Here is a 15,194-nt window from a genome sequence, read left to right on the forward strand (position 1 = left end):
CTGTGTGGAAAAAACCGAAGAAGCCAGAAATCCAACGCGACCGCGCGGGACGCACCGAACTGCACTACGCCGCCGCCGACACCAACGGTGCCCGCGCCGCGGACATCCAGCAGCTGCTCGCCGAGGGCTATGACCCCAACGACCGCGACGAAGCCGGGCTCGCTCCCCTGCACTTCGCCGCCCAATACGGCGGGATCGACACCGTGGCAACACTATTGAATGCAGGCGCTGACCCGAACGCCCAAGACGACAAAGGCGACACCCCACTGTTCTACGCGTTCCGCAGCCCCTGGAGCACACCCGAAGTCGTCCGACTGCTCCGGGACCGGGGTGCTGACGCCGACATCGAGAATCACCGCGGGCAGTCCCCGCTGTGGCTGATCCAGATGATCTCGAATAAGCCCGAGATCCGTTCCCTGTTCGTCGAGGACGAAGGCGACGGGCAACCGTGAGCTCCGCCGAAGACTGGGACAGGGAACTCGAAGAGCACCTCCGCGTCCTCCGGCGCAGCGCCAACGAATTCTCCACCGTCCTGTCGCGACTACGGGGCCGTGGCACCGCGAGAGGAGTAGCCATCGAAGTCGACGCCAACGGCGACATCACCTCACTGCAGATCGCACCCAGCGCAATGTCCTGGAGCCCCTCGCAGCTAAGCCACGCACTCGTAGAAATCCACCGCCGTGCACGCTCAGATATCCAAACCCAGACCGCGAAGCTCCTCCAAACCGCCGACCCTCAGCTACGACTGGGTATCGAGGGACTGAACGGAGAGCCCTCGCAGACATCGAGAACTGAACGTGCCCGCTTGACCGAAGCGGAGATCCAAGCAGCGGACGACGCGTACTTCGCGCGTCTCAATGGCGAGGAATGGTAGTCCCTCAGTTTCCATTAGCCGCGGCTCCCACGCAGCTCCGCCTCCCAACTGCCGACCCGGACAGCGCCAAAGCCATCCTGCCGGGTTCTTCGATGTCGGCCAGCAGCCGAGAGACAGGATCGCGGCAGCTCGGAAGAGGTCACCGCCTGCAAGCCACCCGCGGCGCCCGGCTTCGGGCCAGATTCCTGGCAGCTTGACAGAGCTACGGCGAGATAGGCTGTGGAACAGGATGTTCTGTCCCGCCGATGCTGCAGTTCATAACCGGAATGTCGTGGCGCCACGTTAGGCCCGCGGCAAGGTTCGGGCGGGCCGCGATTGTCCCGAGACTCACTTCCAAATCCCGGCGATGTTCCTATTACCCCCGTGGTCAGTAATAGTCGCGAAGCATTTCGATGGACCATGGCGCCTGCTCGATCTGGCCTCGGGGTCCGAATTCGGCGAACCATGGCTTGATATCGAGCACTGGTGTGCCGTCGACGGCATCGAGCTCCTTCACGTGCAGGTCCAAGCCATCGACCCGCAGCAGCCGGGTGCGGGAAACTCCCAACCAGTTTACGCGGCGCATGTTTCGGTGGCCGAAGATGCCGACCTGGGGCCAGTTTGGGTTGTCGCGGGCGCTGCGTGCACCAAAGTGCAGGTCGTTCTGGTCGGTCAGGTGGAATCGAAACACGATCTCAAGGTGACTGAACTGTTCGAGGCCTTTCACGGAGTCCTCGGTGAACCGTGGGTCATCGATTCGGATGATCGCCTCTGTCCCGGCCCAGTGGTCGTCGGTCGGTTCGGCGCGCCCTCCGACGACATGGGCGATCGGCACGACTTCGAATGTTTCGGCACTCACGACTTCCCCTAGATTTGTTGTGCTGCAAGATACTCAGTGGCTTGTTGATGGACCTCCGACACGCCCGCAACGGCCGGGCCGAGGTGTGGCGCGACTGTGGCGCGGATGTCGCGGGCGACGCGGCGGGTACGTCCGGATTGGACCGTACCCATCGCTGATAGCGCCGACGACCACGTCGCGCAGGCCTGTTCCAGATCGCCCTGGCGGGCCTGGATTGATCCGAGGTAGCCGAGAGTAACCGCGTGCGTGCGTGCGAAGGCCGATGCCTTGCGCTTGCGGACACTCACCTCGAACTGTGCTGCGGCGCCGCGTAGGTCGCCGGAGTCGCGCAGCGCGCAGCCGGTCTCGTGGGCCAGGCTGGCCTCGGAGAAGAAGTAGACGCGAGCTGGCTCTGTGACAGTGTCCGAGGCCGCGGTGAGGTCTTCTTCGGCGGCCCGTAGCGCGGTCGCCGCCGCGCGGCTGTTGTTGGCCGCGCTGAGCGCTTTGGCGTATACGACCATCAGCAGTGACCGCTCCTTCGGTGTCGCGGTGCGGTAGCGACCACCACTCACCGAGGCTTCTGCGAGAGCGAGCCCATCGCTGTGGTGGCCGAGGTCTATCGCTTGATGTGCCATCGCGCGCAGGATATGTCCCGCCAGCGGTTCGTCATCTGCCTCTGCGGCAAGTTTGGTGGCGGTGCCGAAGTAGCGTTGTGCGGTGTAGTGCTCGTCGTTGTCGAACGCCATCCAGCCGGCTAGGTACGCCATCTCTGCCGCGGCGGAGAACATGTCGCGACGCACACGATCATCGGGGTAGGACCCGTGCAAGTAGGCCACAACCTCCTCACTCAGGTACTGGACGACCGCGCTGCGCCCGTGTCCTCCGCCCCGGCGCTGATCGATCTGGGAGAAGAACACCATGATCTGGCGGACCTCTTCGACATCGGAAGCACCTACCCGGCGAAGCGACCGCACTGACCTGGGCACCGGGCCCGACCGCTCCAGCGACCCAGGCAAAACTATCGAAGCACTCAACGCGGTGGAATAGCCACTACGCAGGAATGCACGTCGTTCCACGTCAGCCTTTCCGAGGTCGGCGAGGGAAGCCACAGGATCTGCTAGCCCGCCGAACCGCTTCTCGTACCACGCTATGACATCCGGTGGCGCAGCGCGCTTACCGGTCTCGTAGTAGGCCACCGCGGACTTTCCCCGGTGTAGTTCCCCAGCCACCACCGACAAGGAGACACCTGCCGCTTCCCGAGCGGCTCGGAGTTGTGCACCAACAATAACGGCGTGACCGTCCATACCGGCGAATCATTCCAGCCTGTGGACACTTTGTGGAAGCCCGGGACTCTCGTCCGTTCCCAGCTTGGCGACCTGCAAGTGCATTTGCACGCCCGAGTGCATTTCAGCCCGGCACAAGGCCCGCCGATCAGGCCACGCATCCTTTGCGATCAACTCCTCCACCCGTACCGAGGCCTGCGCCACGCCAACGTCCACATCGGCTATCTGGCACACACCCATCTCCTTGTACACCGGCCAGAAATCGCGCTGTGCGATCGCGGATGTGGACGCGGTGTGGACGCCGAACCCATAGGCGTGGACGCACACCGCTGGTTGTCTGGACAGAACAGAGGCAAGCCGGCCAACCCGCTCAAGGTCAGCCCCGCGCACCTCGACATCGCCGGTACCGGAATCGCACTGTTAGGAGAACCGGACCCATGAGCCAAGCCCTTGCGCCCCTACCCGCATCGACACTCGGCAGTAACGGGACTCTCGGCGCACCACCACGATCAGCGAGAGTCTGTGCGGCCGAATACCGCCAAGCTGGCCTTCCCGCCTCGGTGCGTAACCGGGTGTTCGTCCAGACCTCCAACGCGGTCATCGGGCTGCCGAGCCCACTCAAGCCCGCGGCGACGCGTCGGGAGTGGATCGTCGCCCCGCGCTTCAAACTGCGCCCGACCACTTCGATGGTCATCGCCGCTGTCATCGAGATCCTTTCGAAGGGCGGTCCGCTGTGACCCGATTCCCGACGTTGAAGCCACGCGCCGCGCTTCCCGCCGCTGCGGTGGCGCAGGTGAACTACTACAACACCGTCTGCGGGCTCCCTGCATTCCTGCGCGCAGGGAGCGGATTAATCTTCGTCGCGGCCGGAAGCATCGGCGCGATCGTCGTACCGGTTCCGCTTGCCCCGAAGCTGACTAGACGGCTGAAGCTCTCTGTTCCAACGATCATCAACCTCGCTGCCGGTCACCGCACGACCTGGACGTTCCTCACCGCACCGATCCCGACGCATGTGCGTCACAGTGTGCCGACCACCACGGTCCTGGATCGGTGCGGGGCCACGATGGTCGCCGAAGGTGCCGAGATCTTGCTGCCCTCACCCGATGATCCCGCTCGGCGTTGGCACGCGGCTGCCCCGACCGATAGGTACCGACCGTCCCCGGTGTCGATCCTGGCAGCCCTAGCCGCACGGTGATTGGTCCTTCCCCCCCGGGGGGTGTACCCACCCAACAAGCCCGGCCCCGCGCGCGGGCGTCACTCAACGAAAGAAGTTACACATGTCAATCACCGGGACTGTCAAGTGGTTCAGCGCCGAGAAGGGTTTCGGGTTCATCGCGCGCGATGCCGGCCCCGATGTGTTCGTCCACTACTCCGGGATCATCGGACAGGGCTTTCGCGCGCTCTCCGAGAACGATCATGTCCAGTTCGAGATCACCGACAGCGACCGTGGACCGCAGGCTGTCCAAGTACGACGGGTCGACTCCCACCGCCAGAAATAGACGTGCGGGGCTGCCTCGCACCTGATCCGAAATACCCACCCGCCACGACCGTGGAGGACCCCGATGACGGCCTACCTCACGAGCTCTACAACCCTATGTCACCCAGATGATCCCGCCCAGCGTTCGACCGCAGGTCCCTGCGCGCACGCCCTGCAGCTGGAAGGCGTCACCGTGGCTGCGCGATGCGCCTACTACGAGCAGGTATGCCAGTTGCCGGCCGTGCCTGATCCAGTCTCCGGCCAGATCGTTGTCGTGGCTGGGCGGGTTCAGGCGGTCATGGTTCCCAGCGCTCTCGGCCGACGGGTTCGAAGTGAACTCGGGCGTGTCGAGGTAGGTTGTGGCCCGATCGTGTCGCATCCCAAGTCCGGGACATGGACGTTCCTCACCGATTCTGACCGCAGGATCGAGGCACTCCCTGACGCCACGCGGTTGTGGGTCAACGGCGTCGTGGTGCTGGCTTCCGGTGCCCGGATCGGTCTCCCGACGCCCACCGCGACCAACACGGGCTCATGTCGTGCATGGGAGTCACCCCCGACCAGCCCTCAACGACCGACAACCACCAGGGTCCTCGACGCCGTCCGTCGTTCCCTGCAGCAGGGCGGCGCGCGATGACCAGCACGCGTTTCCTGGCGGTGGACAAAGTGGTTCATCGTGCCAGCATTTACCGCAACTCCTGCGGGTTCGATGTGTTCGTTCGGGAATCCACGAGCCAGATCGTGTTGCGGGTCGGGACCGTCGGCGCCATCGAGTTGGAATCCGCGTTCGGCCAGCGAGTAGTAGCGGCTTTGCCGTGGCCCGGCCCGGTGATCGTACGCAGTGACACCACCCAGCCGCGGCTGACCATCCTCACCGGTCCCGTACCCGCTCACCTACGCAGCGGTGCCAGCTTCGCGGCTCTGTCCAGTACCGGGGCGGTGCTCGCTGGCGACGGCGACGAGGTGTTGCTGCCCTCGCCCCGTGACCCGGCGCGACGTTGGCTACCGCACGAACCCTTGGATCCCTATCGGCCGAGCGCTGAGGTCGTGGTCTCCACGATCTTGGCCTGCCGATAAGCGGCGCCGGAGCCCGTCATGCCGCGGTCTGGATCACCCCGCCCCGATGAGCCCGACACTCACCTGCGAGTGATCAGTGGCGGGCTGATAGCCGACTTCAGCGGGTGCGTCTCGGCCGTGCGGAACTTTCTGCGCGAGTGCCGGATCCATCCTCGTCCCTCCATCACTGCCCTCGAGGTCAGCGATGGATATCTACCGAAACATCGAATGCCTTGTGAGGTCCTGTGGCTACATCCGTGACCGAGACGCCCGCGCACCGCTGCGCCGCCTACCGGCAATTGGGCTGGCGGGTCGTGCTCGACAGCCACGACAACATCGTGCTGCCCGCCGACCAGATCCACGGCATCCAGGTCTGCAACCGGCTCGCCGACAGAGTCGCAGACCAGTTGCGCCACAGCCGAATTCAGACACCGATCGTGCACAACACCGCGACAGGGCAGCGCATGTTCTTGACGACCGCGATCCGAGCCGAGGACCCGCGCCTGATCAACATCTTCCCGCGCGGCTCGAAGGTGCAAGCCATCCGCACCGCGCCGGGTTCCCCGATCCCGCTGCCGACCCCGGGTGACCCGACACGGGTATGGCTGAGCCCGCCGCGCCCCGGCGCCCTGGCCGACTTCGAGCTCGTCTACACGATCACCCGCGATGCCGCCCGCGGCGTACTCGACGCCGCCTGACCACAGCAACACCGCGGCTGACCGGTCGCGCCACACCGAATAGCAAGGAAGAACATCATGTCCTACACCAGCATTTTCGACCACACCATCGACGGGCTGGCGCCGTTGCAGCGCAGCCTGATCGCGATCGAGGAACGCGTCACCCAGCAGCGAGCCTGGAACCCCGACATCGTGATCGGGCTCGTCCAGACCGAGGACTACGCGCGGGCGATCCTGTCCGAGTGCTTCGGGGTGCTCGAGATTCCCGACGACCTCGACGAGACGGTCGCCGCACGGATGAAGCGCCAGCAGATCCTGGACCGAGATGAGCGTGACTTCCATTTCCTGATCGGGGAATCGGCGCTGCATCACGTCGTCGGCAGCAGCGAGATCATGGCCGAGCAGATCCTCGCGTTGCGTGACCAGCTCGATGCGCGCCCGCACGTGCGGATCGGGATCGTGCCGCTGAACGCGCGTTTCGTGGGTCCGGCACCGGAGTTCGTCCTGCACGACACCGCCCGCGTGGAGTCCGAAACCGCGACCGGGGAGGTGGTCACCACCTCCCCGCGAGACGTCGCCTTGGCCGCGCGCCTGTTCGACCGCCTGCACGGCCAAGCCGTCTACGGCCAGGACGCCACGGTCTTGCTCACCCGTGTGCTGGCCCTGCACACCGGCCACTGACCCCACCGTGTGTCCGGTCGGCCAGGCCCCGGCCGACCGGACACCGACAGCGCTGTGCCCGCAGCCTCTCTCGACCGATCGATGCCATTTCAGGAGCCGCCGTCATGACTTCCACTGCATTCGAACAGGATTCGCCGTTGCCGACCGGCATGACAATTCTCGGTGCGGTCCTGGGCTGGAGCGAGGGTGAGGACTTGGCCGACCCGATCCTGGCCGGCGCTGTCGAGCTGGTGGAGATCGCCCGCGCCGAGGGGCTGGCTGGTGAACGGCTTAGCGCGGCACGGGCCGAGCAGATGCGCCGAATCGATACCGCTGTCGCCGAAGCGTTGCCTGTTCCGTCGATCGCGACTCCCCCACACACCGAGACCGTCGCGATGAGTCTCGCACGGATGGCCGGATACGCCGCGCGGCTCGATGACTCCCATACAGCGACCAGTCTGATCATGGTGTGGGGTCCGTTGTTCGAGCTCGCCGTGGCGCTCGACGGACTCCTCACCGACCTCGCCACCGGTCGACGGCGCGTCCCGTTGAGCATCTGGTGGGCCGGTCTCGGCGCGACGGCACACACGCCGGAGCATCCCTGATGCCCGCCCGCCTGGTCACCGCCGTCCTCGGCGTGGCCGTAATGGTCACGGCAGCCACGCCAGCGGCTGGGGCACCGTCCTCGCCCCCGGCCGCGGCGCCCTCAACCGTCCTCGCGCTGGGCGCGTGCCCTGCGCTGTATGTCTTCGCCGTGCAGGGTACCGGTGAATCGTCACCGGATGCCGCGCCGAGCACCGACACCGGGATGCTGTCGCTGGCGGTGCGTCCGATGATGGCCGCTGCCAGCGATCCCGGTTTGGTCGACCGCGCGTATGTGCCGTATCCGGCCGGGTTCGGCGGCGCGGTCGGCGACTCAACCGTGCCGTATGCGGAATCGGTCGCTACCGGCGTCGCACGCACGGAATCGATGATGCGACAACTACATTCGGCGTGCCCGCACACCCGTGTCGCGCTGCTGGGCTATTCCCAAGGCGCGCACGTCGTTTCCCTGGTTGCCCAGCAGATCGGGGCCGGACAGGGGGTCGTGGCCGCTGAGACGGTCGCGGCCGTGGTGTTGATGGCCGACCCGACCCGCAGCCCCGGCGCCCCAGTCTTCCCGGGAACCGATGCCCTCGCCCCGGCCCCGGCCCCGGCACCGGGCACCAGCGGCCGACATCTGTCCATGTTGCCCGCCGCGCCGATTCCGGCGGCGGCCTCCGGTGGCGGCATCGGCCCGCAACGCGACATCGCCGCAGACTACGGCGCCCTGACCGGCCGGGTGGCGAATCTGTGTGTCGCAGGCGATCTGGCCTGCGACACACCGACCGGGTCGGCGATCTTGCGGGCGGCCGCCGGGGTGGCTTCGCAGTCGCTGCTGTCGGCCGGTGATCCGATCGCCTCGCTGGTCTCGATCGGGCAAGCCCTGGCCTACACCTCACTGAAGGCCGTCTCGACCGCCGTCGAGGACGACGTTTCCGGGGCCTCGTTGACCGAATGGGAAGTGTCGCCGTCCAAGTCGATCTCCCAGCGGCTGGCCGAGGCCTCCGATCCCCGCACCCCGCTCGAGGTGAACGCGGCGATGGCGGCGGTGATGCGGGTAGGCGTGATCGGGCTGAACGCGGTCCACGTGCTGCTGGCCTCGGTCCTGAATCCGGCTACCCTCGCCCAGCTGGGCACGGTCGGGTTGTCTCACCCCGCGGCCGCAGTGGCGATGCTGGGTGAGAAGTTCACCACCGCGATCACCGAGCTGATCCCTCCAACCACCTCGGATCGACTCGTCGCGGCGGCCTTCGACGTGGTGCGCCGTGAGGTCGCCGACAACCACGCCCTGCTCGACCTGACGACCTGGGTGCGGCTCTGGCAAACGGGCATGCGTCATGACGCCTACTCACGGCCGATCGGCGACGGTCCTTCCCCCGCCGCATGGGCCGGCGCGTGGTTGGCCGCCGCCGCCCACGACGCCGCCGGAACACCCCTGCACGCGAGCCACTCGACCTCGAATACCGCCACAGCGCCGACCACGACACCGGCCGTGGGGCTTTCCTCGACTACGTCCACGTTCCGTCACGTGGACCTGCCCGCTCCCACCACCTCCCCAGGCCCCTCGCTGGGTGAGGTGGTGGGAGCCCCCCAACACATTGCCTCCCCACCGACTGCTGTCCCCGACCCTCCAGATCCTTCCGTGCCCGCCACGGTCGCAGCGCCGCAACAACCCGGCATCCACCGCAACACCTCCGCGCCGTCGACCTCATCGATCCCACGCCAGCCCGGCGTCAGCGGCCCCACCCGCTGACCGTGTCGCATCCCCTTCCCGAAAGGCCGACCACCTGATGAACGTTGTGCTCGCCGCCGGTCACGACCTGCTCGCACAGCTGAGCAACCCCACCCCCGAGGCGCCGCCGATGTCGAACAAGATCCTGCAGCTGGTGCAGTACCTCACCTGGTTCGTCCTGCTGTCGGGGGTCGTGGCGATCACCTACGCGGGCGGGAAGTTCGCGTGGGAGAAATGGACCGGCGGCGGCCTGGAATCGCCGAAGATGATCGCCGGAGCCATGATCGGCGGCGCCATCGCCACCAGCGCCGGAACCATCATGAACGCCATGATCGGCAACTGATGACCCGCAATCCCCGCCCGAATCGGCAGGTCTCTGTCCTGCGCGGCCAGTCGAAACCGTGCCTGCCCGACACGATCGCCCACACGACCATCGCCGGACTGGCCTTGTCGTCCACCGCGACTGCCCTGGCCGACCTCAGCTTCCCGGCCACCGACAGCACTCTCGCCCGCGAGGCCCGGATACACGCCGCCGTGTTGACCTGGCAGGTGTTCATCCATCACGGATTCCACGACCGCGTCCACCGCGAGTTCGTGACCGGATTGAACCAGGCGCGGCGACGCGCTCGCGCGATGGCGGCCTTCGACCCGCTGCCCCAGCTACGCCGATACGAGCCGACCAGAGCAGTCGCGGCGTTGGACCGCCGCTGGCAACGCCGCCACACCAGCCGTCCCACGGCGCTAGCGCTGCTCGACCTGAGCAGCGACGTAGTCGGAGCGCGCACAGAACTCGTCGCGTTGCTGGCCCACTACGGTCTGCGACCGCGCCAGCGCAGCGGGCTCGGCGCCCATCGGCCCGTACTGGTCGAAGCGATCGCCGCCGCCGCGCTCGGCGCCCGCCACCTCAACCTCGCGTCGTGGCAAGTCTTCGACATCGACGCACTGCTGGCACCGACGGACCCGAGCAGGAACCCACGCACCCAACCGGTTCGGCGATGGCCGCCACCCGCAGGCGTAGCTGTGCGTGCACGGCCTCCGTCACTGTGACATCTCGACCGGACTCCGTCCATCTCCACACCACTATTTCAAGGGGGCATCATGTCGCTCGATTTCGACCCAACCGCCGCGCAGGAGTTCGTGGCGGTGACACGAACCCAGGTTGTCGGTGACCTCGCCGCTGCCACCCACGCCACGACCGCCGCCGCGGCAGCGGTGCCGGGCCTGGGGTTGATCGGCGCCGAGTTCCGCACCCAGCTCATCGCTGCGCTGGCCGAGCACGCCACCCACCTGGAGGGGTGCGCGAACGCGGTCGCCGACCAGGCCGGGCACGTCCAGAGCTGCCGAACGAGCTTTGTCGGTCACGACCAGCAGTTCGCCGCGGCCCTGTCCACCGTCTCCGAGGGGCAGTGATGCTCGCCCGCACCAAACCCGCCACTAGCACCGCGGCACCGGATCCGGACGCGATCATCACCTACCTGTCGAAACCGATCACCGAACTGCGGGCAGCGTTCGACGGCACCGGTGAACCCACCGATGCGCTCGCCCTGCTGAACAACGCGATCACCCAACTCGACGCGACCGAAGCCCCGTACCGGGTCAGCGCCGCTGACCTCGAGTCGACCTGGACCTCGGCAGCGGCCGACACCGCGATCCCCGCGATCCGCAGCACACGCACCCAGATCGTCGACAGCAGTGCCGATTCCGGTGACTTCGCCACGCTGATCGACGCCGCGGTCGGCACCAACACCGCCGCCTCCGCCGCGCTCGATGCCGAACTCGACGACTTCGCCACCCAAGCCCGCCAGATCCTGAAAGCCTCCCCCAACGACCGAGGCGTCACGCAGGTGATCGATCTGGCCCGCCAGATCCTGAAAGCCTCCCCCAACGACCGAGGCGTCACGCAGGTGATCGATCTGGCCCGCGAGATGTATGGCAACGCCTTGTCCACTGTGGCGGGTGCCCAAGCCGACTACGACAGCTACAGCAACAGACTCGGCGAGAAGTCCTACACGACGCCGAAGTCGAGCCTGGGCACCGGAGGCGGCCCCTCGACCGGTGACCCTTCGCTGCCCACTGACGACACCACCGCAGGCGAGGACGCTTCCGCCACCGTGCCCGATACCACGGCAACCTCGACCGACCCAGTCATCGCGATGCAACAAGCCCTCGGGACCGCGGCGATCGAGGCCGCCACCACCGTGGTCACCCAGCTGATCACCTCCGGCGCCGAAGTCCTGACCACCCTAATCACCGAAGGCGCAGGCGTGGTCACCCACGCCATCGACACCCTCGGCACCGAAGCCGGCGACACCATCACCGCAGGGCTCACCGGCACAGGCGACAACGCCACCACCACACCAGCGGCAACCAACAGCGGTTCCACCGCTACGAACCCCACCACCACGCCAGCCACACCAGTCATCAACTTCGGCGGCTCCGACAAACCCTCAGGCGGCGCCGCAGCCGGTACTGGGACCGGAACCAATGCCGGTGGTTCCCCCACTGCCGCCCCCAAACCCGAGCCCTCCGCCGACCCGGGAACGGCCGAGCCGAAGCCAGCCGCACCGACCGGGTCCGGCGGCACCGGCCAACCAGGAGTCGTGCCGAACACCGCGGGCGCGCCCACGACCGCAGTGGTCCCGCCCGCGGGAGCCCAGCCAGCAGCCGGGGCCGACGAGGAGCACAAGCCGCGAACCCAAGCAGGAGTCACGGCCCCGGCCTCGATCGCCGCAGACCCGGCAAGTGTCGTCGTCCCGGTCATCGGGGCGGTGCCGTCATGAGCGAAAGCCCGTTGGACCTGCGCCGCTACACGCCGCGCGCCGACAACGACGACGAGCTCGACGACGAACTCCAGCATCCCGACGACCGATGGGACACCGACGACGGGTGGGTCGGAGATTGGTCGGACTGGAGCGAGCCCACCGACCACCGAAACACCGACCAAGGCACCCCGGCAGCGCCGCCGGGGTTCCGGCAGGTCGGCCGCAGCTTCGCGCCCGCGCGCACTGACCGTGGCCCGGGCCGGGTCATCGCTGGGCTCGCCACCGCGATCGGCATCGTCTTGCTGGGCTTGGTCGTGATCATTCTGACACTGCCCGACACCGAGTCACCAGCCACCGAGTCGCCGCCGACACCGCTGCCCGCGCCCTTGACCACACCTTCGGTCGTGGCGCCGAGCGCACCCGCGCATGCGATCGCGGACTGCCCGAACACCCGCACGCCTGCGCTGGCCTCGGGCACCGACCCCGGTGACACGACCAGCGCCGTCTCGGTGATCTTCGCCTTCCAACACGCCTACTACGTCGAAAGATCCGCGACCACGGCCCGCGAATTCGTCACCACCGACGCGAAAGTGCCCTCCGCCGAGGAGATCCAGGCCGGGATCGACACCGTCCCGGCTGGGACCAGATACTGCGTGTCGATCGTGCCGACTGCACCGGCACGCTGGCAGGTCCACGTCCGTGAGCAACACCCCGACGCCGCACCAGAGCTGTTGGCCACCTTGTTCTTCCATACCGTCACCGAGCCCGACGGCGCCAGCAAGATCACCGCGATCAGCGAAGGACCGTAGTGGCCGATACCCGCCCACCCTCGACCCGCTCCGGCACGCGTACCGACCGCGACGCCCTGCTCGACTTGAACAGACCCAACCCAGCCAGGGTCTTCGATGCGATCCACGGCGGCAAGGACGCCTACCTCATCGACCGCCACGTCGCCGACAAGCTCATCGTCAACAACACCTTCCGGGTCGCGGTCACCCAGGCGCGCGCCTTCATGCTGCGCGCGGTCGAGCACCTCGTCGGCAACTACGGGATAACCCAGATCGTCGAACTCGGCTGCGGATACCCGAACACACCCCAGGTCCACGACGTCGCCATCAACCAGAACCCGAACGCCCGCACCCTCTACCTCGACCACGACCCCTACGTCGCCGCCCACGCCCTCGCCCTGATGACCGGCCCCAACTCCGAGTTCGCAACCGCCGACCTGACAGACCCTGCCAGCATCGCCGAACACCTCGCGACGACACTCCATATCTCGACACCGATCGCGGTATGCCTGTCCGGGACCGCCGAATTCCTCCCCGACGCACCTGCACTGGTGGCCTCACTGCTCCAGCATCTACCCGACGAATCCTGGCTGGTGTTCACCCACACCGCCGCCGACCTGCACGACAGCGACATCGACACCGCTGTCGAAACACTGGCCTCGGCAGGCATCCGGTATCGGCCACGCGATCGCGACGAGGTCGAACAGATGCTCGCACCGTTGCTGCTACTCGATCCCGGCCTGGTCACCGCAGACCTGTGGCGGCCCGACCACAACAACGACGACGAGTGCCTGGCCGGGTTCGGGGTGTGGCCGCGGCCGACGGTGTGTAGCTACGCCGCCGTGGGCAAGCTACATCGCCGATGAAACCGGACAGACCGGCTCGGGTCGAACCCTGCCTCGACGCACGATTGCAGACCGCTGCGCACAAGCACCACATCAACGGTTGATGAGGTGTGCGCTACATCGGATCCCGTCGCGGCGGAAGGTCCGCTCGCGCAGGCGGCCCAGCGGCCGATCATGCGGCCGGAGCCGAAGCTGGCTGCTCCGCGGCGGGAGAAACAGCGCCACTTTCGGTAGATGCCCGGTCCACCCCGGAAGCATGCTCGTACCAGCGGAGGAAAGCGGAACGCCACCTCCACGGCCGTATCGCCAGCCTCCATCCGGTCGTTTGAGTCGCTGGTGTCTCGGCCGTGCATGGGGCCGTCAGCTGCTTTATGCGGGACAGGATCGCAGTACGAACGAGTCGGCGCACCACACCTCCGGGGAAGACGCCGATCTGCTGTGGACTCTTGGCCAAGGCTCGCCACGTGATCAACACTGGAGACCAAAGCATCCACAGCGCACACGCAACAGCGATCCAGCGATTCACCGATATGGTCGTTCCGAGGAGTAGCCCGACCAGGAGTACGGAAAATAGCGTCGGAATGGCAATGACGTGCAACGCGTACGCGGCCGCCATGACGTGATGTCGGTAGACAAGTGCGGCCGTCGTCGCGATCATCATGGTGACACTCAAAGCGCCGAGGATGACGAACAGAAACACGAGCGGGGGCACCGTCCCGGCGATCTGACTCCAAGAGTATCCGTCGCGGCGGCTGGCGTAGATCAGCCCGATTGTGGGAACGACAAGCATCACAGCGGCGATACCTACAACCTCGCAGAGCCACCACAGCCTTGCAGCGCTGCCGGACCATCGCGCGGCTGTCCTCGCGTCCGACCATCGTGCGAGCGAGTTGTCGAGGCTGGGCGAGCTCCCTTGGGCCTGGCCTACGAGTCGGCGTAGGCGCTCAAGGTCGGCAGCGCGGCGATCTCGGCGAACCTCGTCCTCGAGGTCCTTGCCCTCGAGGAGACCGGCCTGTGCGTCGAGACTGAATACCGCGATGACCATCGCGACCAGAAGTATGGCGAGACCGGTCAGGAGTTCACCTTTCACCACCACGGCGTGGACGAAAGACGCCTCACCCACGGCGATAGCGCCGAACCCGCATAGCAGCGCCGCCTGCGACAAGGTGAGGTAACGCGCATACAGTGCCGCTTGCGTATCGTGCTCATCCCGGTCCGGGACGGCATCGGCAGGCCGAGGTTGGGTATTGACCGAGCGGGGCCACCACGCGGCCACGTTCAATGCGATCACTACTGTGGCGAACACGGCTAGCAGGTCGGCACCGTCGTTGTGGTCAATCATGAGCTGAAAGTCGAGCTTGACCCACGGCGACTTCGTCAGCCGCCAGAGCGCGACCACGCAGGCTAAAAGCGCGTAGATAAGGCTTGCGTTGACCGCGAAGGTCGCCACACGCGCTGCCGACTCACCAAGATGCGACCGCACCCGAGGCGCCAGTGCCTGCCGCGCCTGAGCATCAGCCACACCACCTGGGCTCGGCACCGTCGCACTACCGCTGATTCCGTTCACATTCCCCCACCTGGTCCGGGCGCAGGCTCAGGTTCCCCGAGTGCGCATCGATGAACGACCCTGATTGTGCCCTTGGC

The 15,194-nt window shown here is 66.8% G+C and carries 19 protein-coding genes; 16 read left to right on the plus strand and 3 right to left on the minus strand.

Features of this window, described 5'->3' with window-relative positions; translation table 11 throughout:
* Positions 1–2 precede the first annotated feature (2 nt).
* Positions 3–452: an ankyrin repeat domain-containing protein gene (locus DFR69_RS18690; protein WP_167456321.1), complete on the plus strand. Its 450-nt coding sequence runs from the start codon at positions 3–5 to the stop codon at positions 450–452.
* A gap of 789 nt (positions 453–1,241) precedes the next feature.
* On the opposite strand, the gene DFR69_RS18695 is transcribed toward DFR69_RS18690, so the two are convergent.
* A complete protein-coding gene (locus DFR69_RS18695) occupies positions 1,242–1,712 on the minus strand; it encodes an SAM-dependent methyltransferase (protein ID WP_208644010.1) in 471 nt (156 codons plus the stop codon).
* An 8-nt stretch (positions 1,713–1,720) separates the two neighbouring features.
* Positions 1,721–2,995: a helix-turn-helix domain-containing protein gene (locus DFR69_RS18700; RefSeq protein WP_110038867.1), complete on the minus strand. Its 1,275-nt coding sequence runs from the start codon at positions 2,993–2,995 to the stop codon at positions 1,721–1,723.
* Between DFR69_RS18700 and DFR69_RS34015 the strand changes: the two genes are divergently transcribed.
* The 15 genes from DFR69_RS34015 (at position 2,984) to DFR69_RS18775 (ending at position 13,571) form a co-directional block, all read left to right on the plus strand.
* The gene (locus DFR69_RS34015) at positions 2,984–3,415 is read left to right on the plus strand and encodes a hypothetical protein (protein ID WP_146229325.1); all 432 of its coding nucleotides are present in this window, start codon (positions 2,984–2,986) and stop codon (positions 3,413–3,415) included. The genes DFR69_RS18700 and DFR69_RS34015 overlap by 12 nt on opposite strands.
* 119 nt (positions 3,416–3,534) lie before the next feature.
* On the plus strand, positions 3,535–3,711 hold the full coding sequence (locus tag DFR69_RS34530; protein ID WP_167456322.1) for a hypothetical protein: 177 nt from the start codon (positions 3,535–3,537) through the stop codon (positions 3,709–3,711).
* Positions 3,708–4,169 carry a hypothetical protein gene (locus DFR69_RS34020; protein WP_146229326.1) on the plus strand — a complete coding sequence of 154 codons (462 nt, stop codon included), beginning with the start codon at positions 3,708–3,710 and terminating at the stop codon, positions 4,167–4,169. The genes DFR69_RS34530 and DFR69_RS34020 overlap by 4 nt, the downstream gene beginning before the upstream one ends.
* Positions 4,170–4,251: 82 nt before the next feature.
* Positions 4,252–4,473, plus strand: a complete 222-nt coding sequence (locus DFR69_RS18710; RefSeq protein ID WP_110038869.1) for a cold-shock protein — start codon at positions 4,252–4,254, stop codon at positions 4,471–4,473.
* Positions 4,474–5,081: 608 nt separating this feature from the next.
* Positions 5,082–5,525 (plus strand): hypothetical protein, encoded by a 444-nt coding sequence (locus DFR69_RS18720; protein ID WP_110038871.1) that lies wholly within the window; start codon positions 5,082–5,084, stop codon positions 5,523–5,525.
* A 224-nt stretch (positions 5,526–5,749) separates the two neighbouring features.
* Positions 5,750–6,202 carry a hypothetical protein gene (locus tag DFR69_RS18730; RefSeq protein WP_146229327.1) on the plus strand — a complete coding sequence of 151 codons (453 nt, stop codon included), beginning with the start codon at positions 5,750–5,752 and terminating at the stop codon, positions 6,200–6,202.
* Between the two features lie 57 nt (positions 6,203–6,259).
* Positions 6,260–6,862, plus strand: coding sequence for a DUF5753 domain-containing protein (locus tag DFR69_RS18735; RefSeq protein WP_110038874.1), 603 nt, complete (start codon positions 6,260–6,262; stop codon positions 6,860–6,862).
* A 104-nt stretch (positions 6,863–6,966) separates the two neighbouring features.
* On the plus strand, positions 6,967–7,446 hold the full coding sequence (locus DFR69_RS18740; RefSeq protein ID WP_110038875.1) for a hypothetical protein: 480 nt from the start codon (positions 6,967–6,969) through the stop codon (positions 7,444–7,446).
* The gene (locus DFR69_RS18745) at positions 7,446–9,176 is read left to right on the plus strand and encodes a cutinase family protein (protein ID WP_110038876.1); all 1,731 of its coding nucleotides are present in this window, start codon (positions 7,446–7,448) and stop codon (positions 9,174–9,176) included. Before DFR69_RS18740 ends, DFR69_RS18745 begins: the two co-directional genes overlap by 1 nt.
* A gap of 37 nt (positions 9,177–9,213) precedes the next feature.
* Entirely contained in the window at positions 9,214–9,498 is a 285-nt protein-coding gene (locus tag DFR69_RS18750) for a hypothetical protein (protein ID WP_067641699.1), read from the plus strand.
* Positions 9,498–10,202 (plus strand): hypothetical protein, encoded by a 705-nt coding sequence (locus tag DFR69_RS18755; protein WP_110038877.1) that lies wholly within the window; start codon positions 9,498–9,500, stop codon positions 10,200–10,202. Before DFR69_RS18750 ends, DFR69_RS18755 begins: the two co-directional genes overlap by 1 nt.
* A 51-nt stretch (positions 10,203–10,253) precedes the next feature.
* Positions 10,254–10,565: a type VII secretion target gene (locus tag DFR69_RS18760; RefSeq protein WP_110038878.1), complete on the plus strand. Its 312-nt coding sequence runs from the start codon at positions 10,254–10,256 to the stop codon at positions 10,563–10,565.
* Positions 10,565–11,935 (plus strand): hypothetical protein, encoded by a 1,371-nt coding sequence (locus DFR69_RS34535; protein ID WP_110038879.1) that lies wholly within the window; start codon positions 10,565–10,567, stop codon positions 11,933–11,935. The genes DFR69_RS18760 and DFR69_RS34535 overlap by 1 nt, the downstream gene beginning before the upstream one ends.
* Positions 11,932–12,726, plus strand: coding sequence for a DUF8176 domain-containing protein (locus tag DFR69_RS18770; protein ID WP_146229328.1), 795 nt, complete (start codon positions 11,932–11,934; stop codon positions 12,724–12,726). The genes DFR69_RS34535 and DFR69_RS18770 overlap by 4 nt, the downstream gene beginning before the upstream one ends.
* Positions 12,726–13,571, plus strand: a complete 846-nt coding sequence (locus tag DFR69_RS18775; protein ID WP_110038881.1) for an SAM-dependent methyltransferase — start codon at positions 12,726–12,728, stop codon at positions 13,569–13,571. Before DFR69_RS18770 ends, DFR69_RS18775 begins: the two co-directional genes overlap by 1 nt.
* A 151-nt stretch (positions 13,572–13,722) precedes the next feature.
* On the opposite strand, the gene DFR69_RS18780 is transcribed toward DFR69_RS18775, so the two are convergent.
* The gene (locus tag DFR69_RS18780) at positions 13,723–15,117 is read right to left on the minus strand and encodes a hypothetical protein (RefSeq protein WP_146229329.1); all 1,395 of its coding nucleotides are present in this window, start codon (positions 15,115–15,117) and stop codon (positions 13,723–13,725) included.
* Positions 15,118–15,194 lie beyond the last annotated feature (77 nt).

The sequence above is a fragment of the Nocardia neocaledoniensis genome (assembly GCF_003182135.1).
Taxonomy (GTDB): Bacteria; Actinomycetota; Actinomycetes; order Mycobacteriales; family Mycobacteriaceae; genus Nocardia; species Nocardia neocaledoniensis.

Excerpts from the sequence above, each read along its gene's own strand:
- DFR69_RS18700 (WP_110038867.1), bottom strand. The coding sequence starts at position 2,995 with ATGGACGGTCACGCCGTTATTGTTGGTGCACAACTCCGAGCCGCTCGG.
- DFR69_RS18710 (WP_110038869.1), top strand. The coding sequence starts at position 4,252 with ATGTCAATCACCGGGACTGTCAAGTGGTTCAGCGCCGAGAAGGGTTTC.
- DFR69_RS18720 (WP_110038871.1), top strand. The coding sequence starts at position 5,082 with ATGACCAGCACGCGTTTCCTGGCGGTGGACAAAGTGGTTCATCGTGCC.
- DFR69_RS18735 (WP_110038874.1), top strand. The coding sequence starts at position 6,260 with ATGTCCTACACCAGCATTTTCGACCACACCATCGACGGGCTGGCGCCG.
- DFR69_RS18740 (WP_110038875.1), top strand. The coding sequence starts at position 6,967 with ATGACTTCCACTGCATTCGAACAGGATTCGCCGTTGCCGACCGGCATG.
- DFR69_RS18745 (WP_110038876.1), top strand. The coding sequence starts at position 7,446 with ATGCCCGCCCGCCTGGTCACCGCCGTCCTCGGCGTGGCCGTAATGGTC.
- DFR69_RS18750 (WP_067641699.1), top strand. The coding sequence starts at position 9,214 with ATGAACGTTGTGCTCGCCGCCGGTCACGACCTGCTCGCACAGCTGAGC.
- DFR69_RS18755 (WP_110038877.1), top strand. The coding sequence starts at position 9,498 with ATGACCCGCAATCCCCGCCCGAATCGGCAGGTCTCTGTCCTGCGCGGC.
- DFR69_RS18760 (WP_110038878.1), top strand. The coding sequence starts at position 10,254 with ATGTCGCTCGATTTCGACCCAACCGCCGCGCAGGAGTTCGTGGCGGTG.
- DFR69_RS34535 (WP_110038879.1), top strand. The coding sequence starts at position 10,565 with ATGCTCGCCCGCACCAAACCCGCCACTAGCACCGCGGCACCGGATCCG.
- DFR69_RS18770 (WP_146229328.1), top strand. The coding sequence starts at position 11,932 with ATGAGCGAAAGCCCGTTGGACCTGCGCCGCTACACGCCGCGCGCCGAC.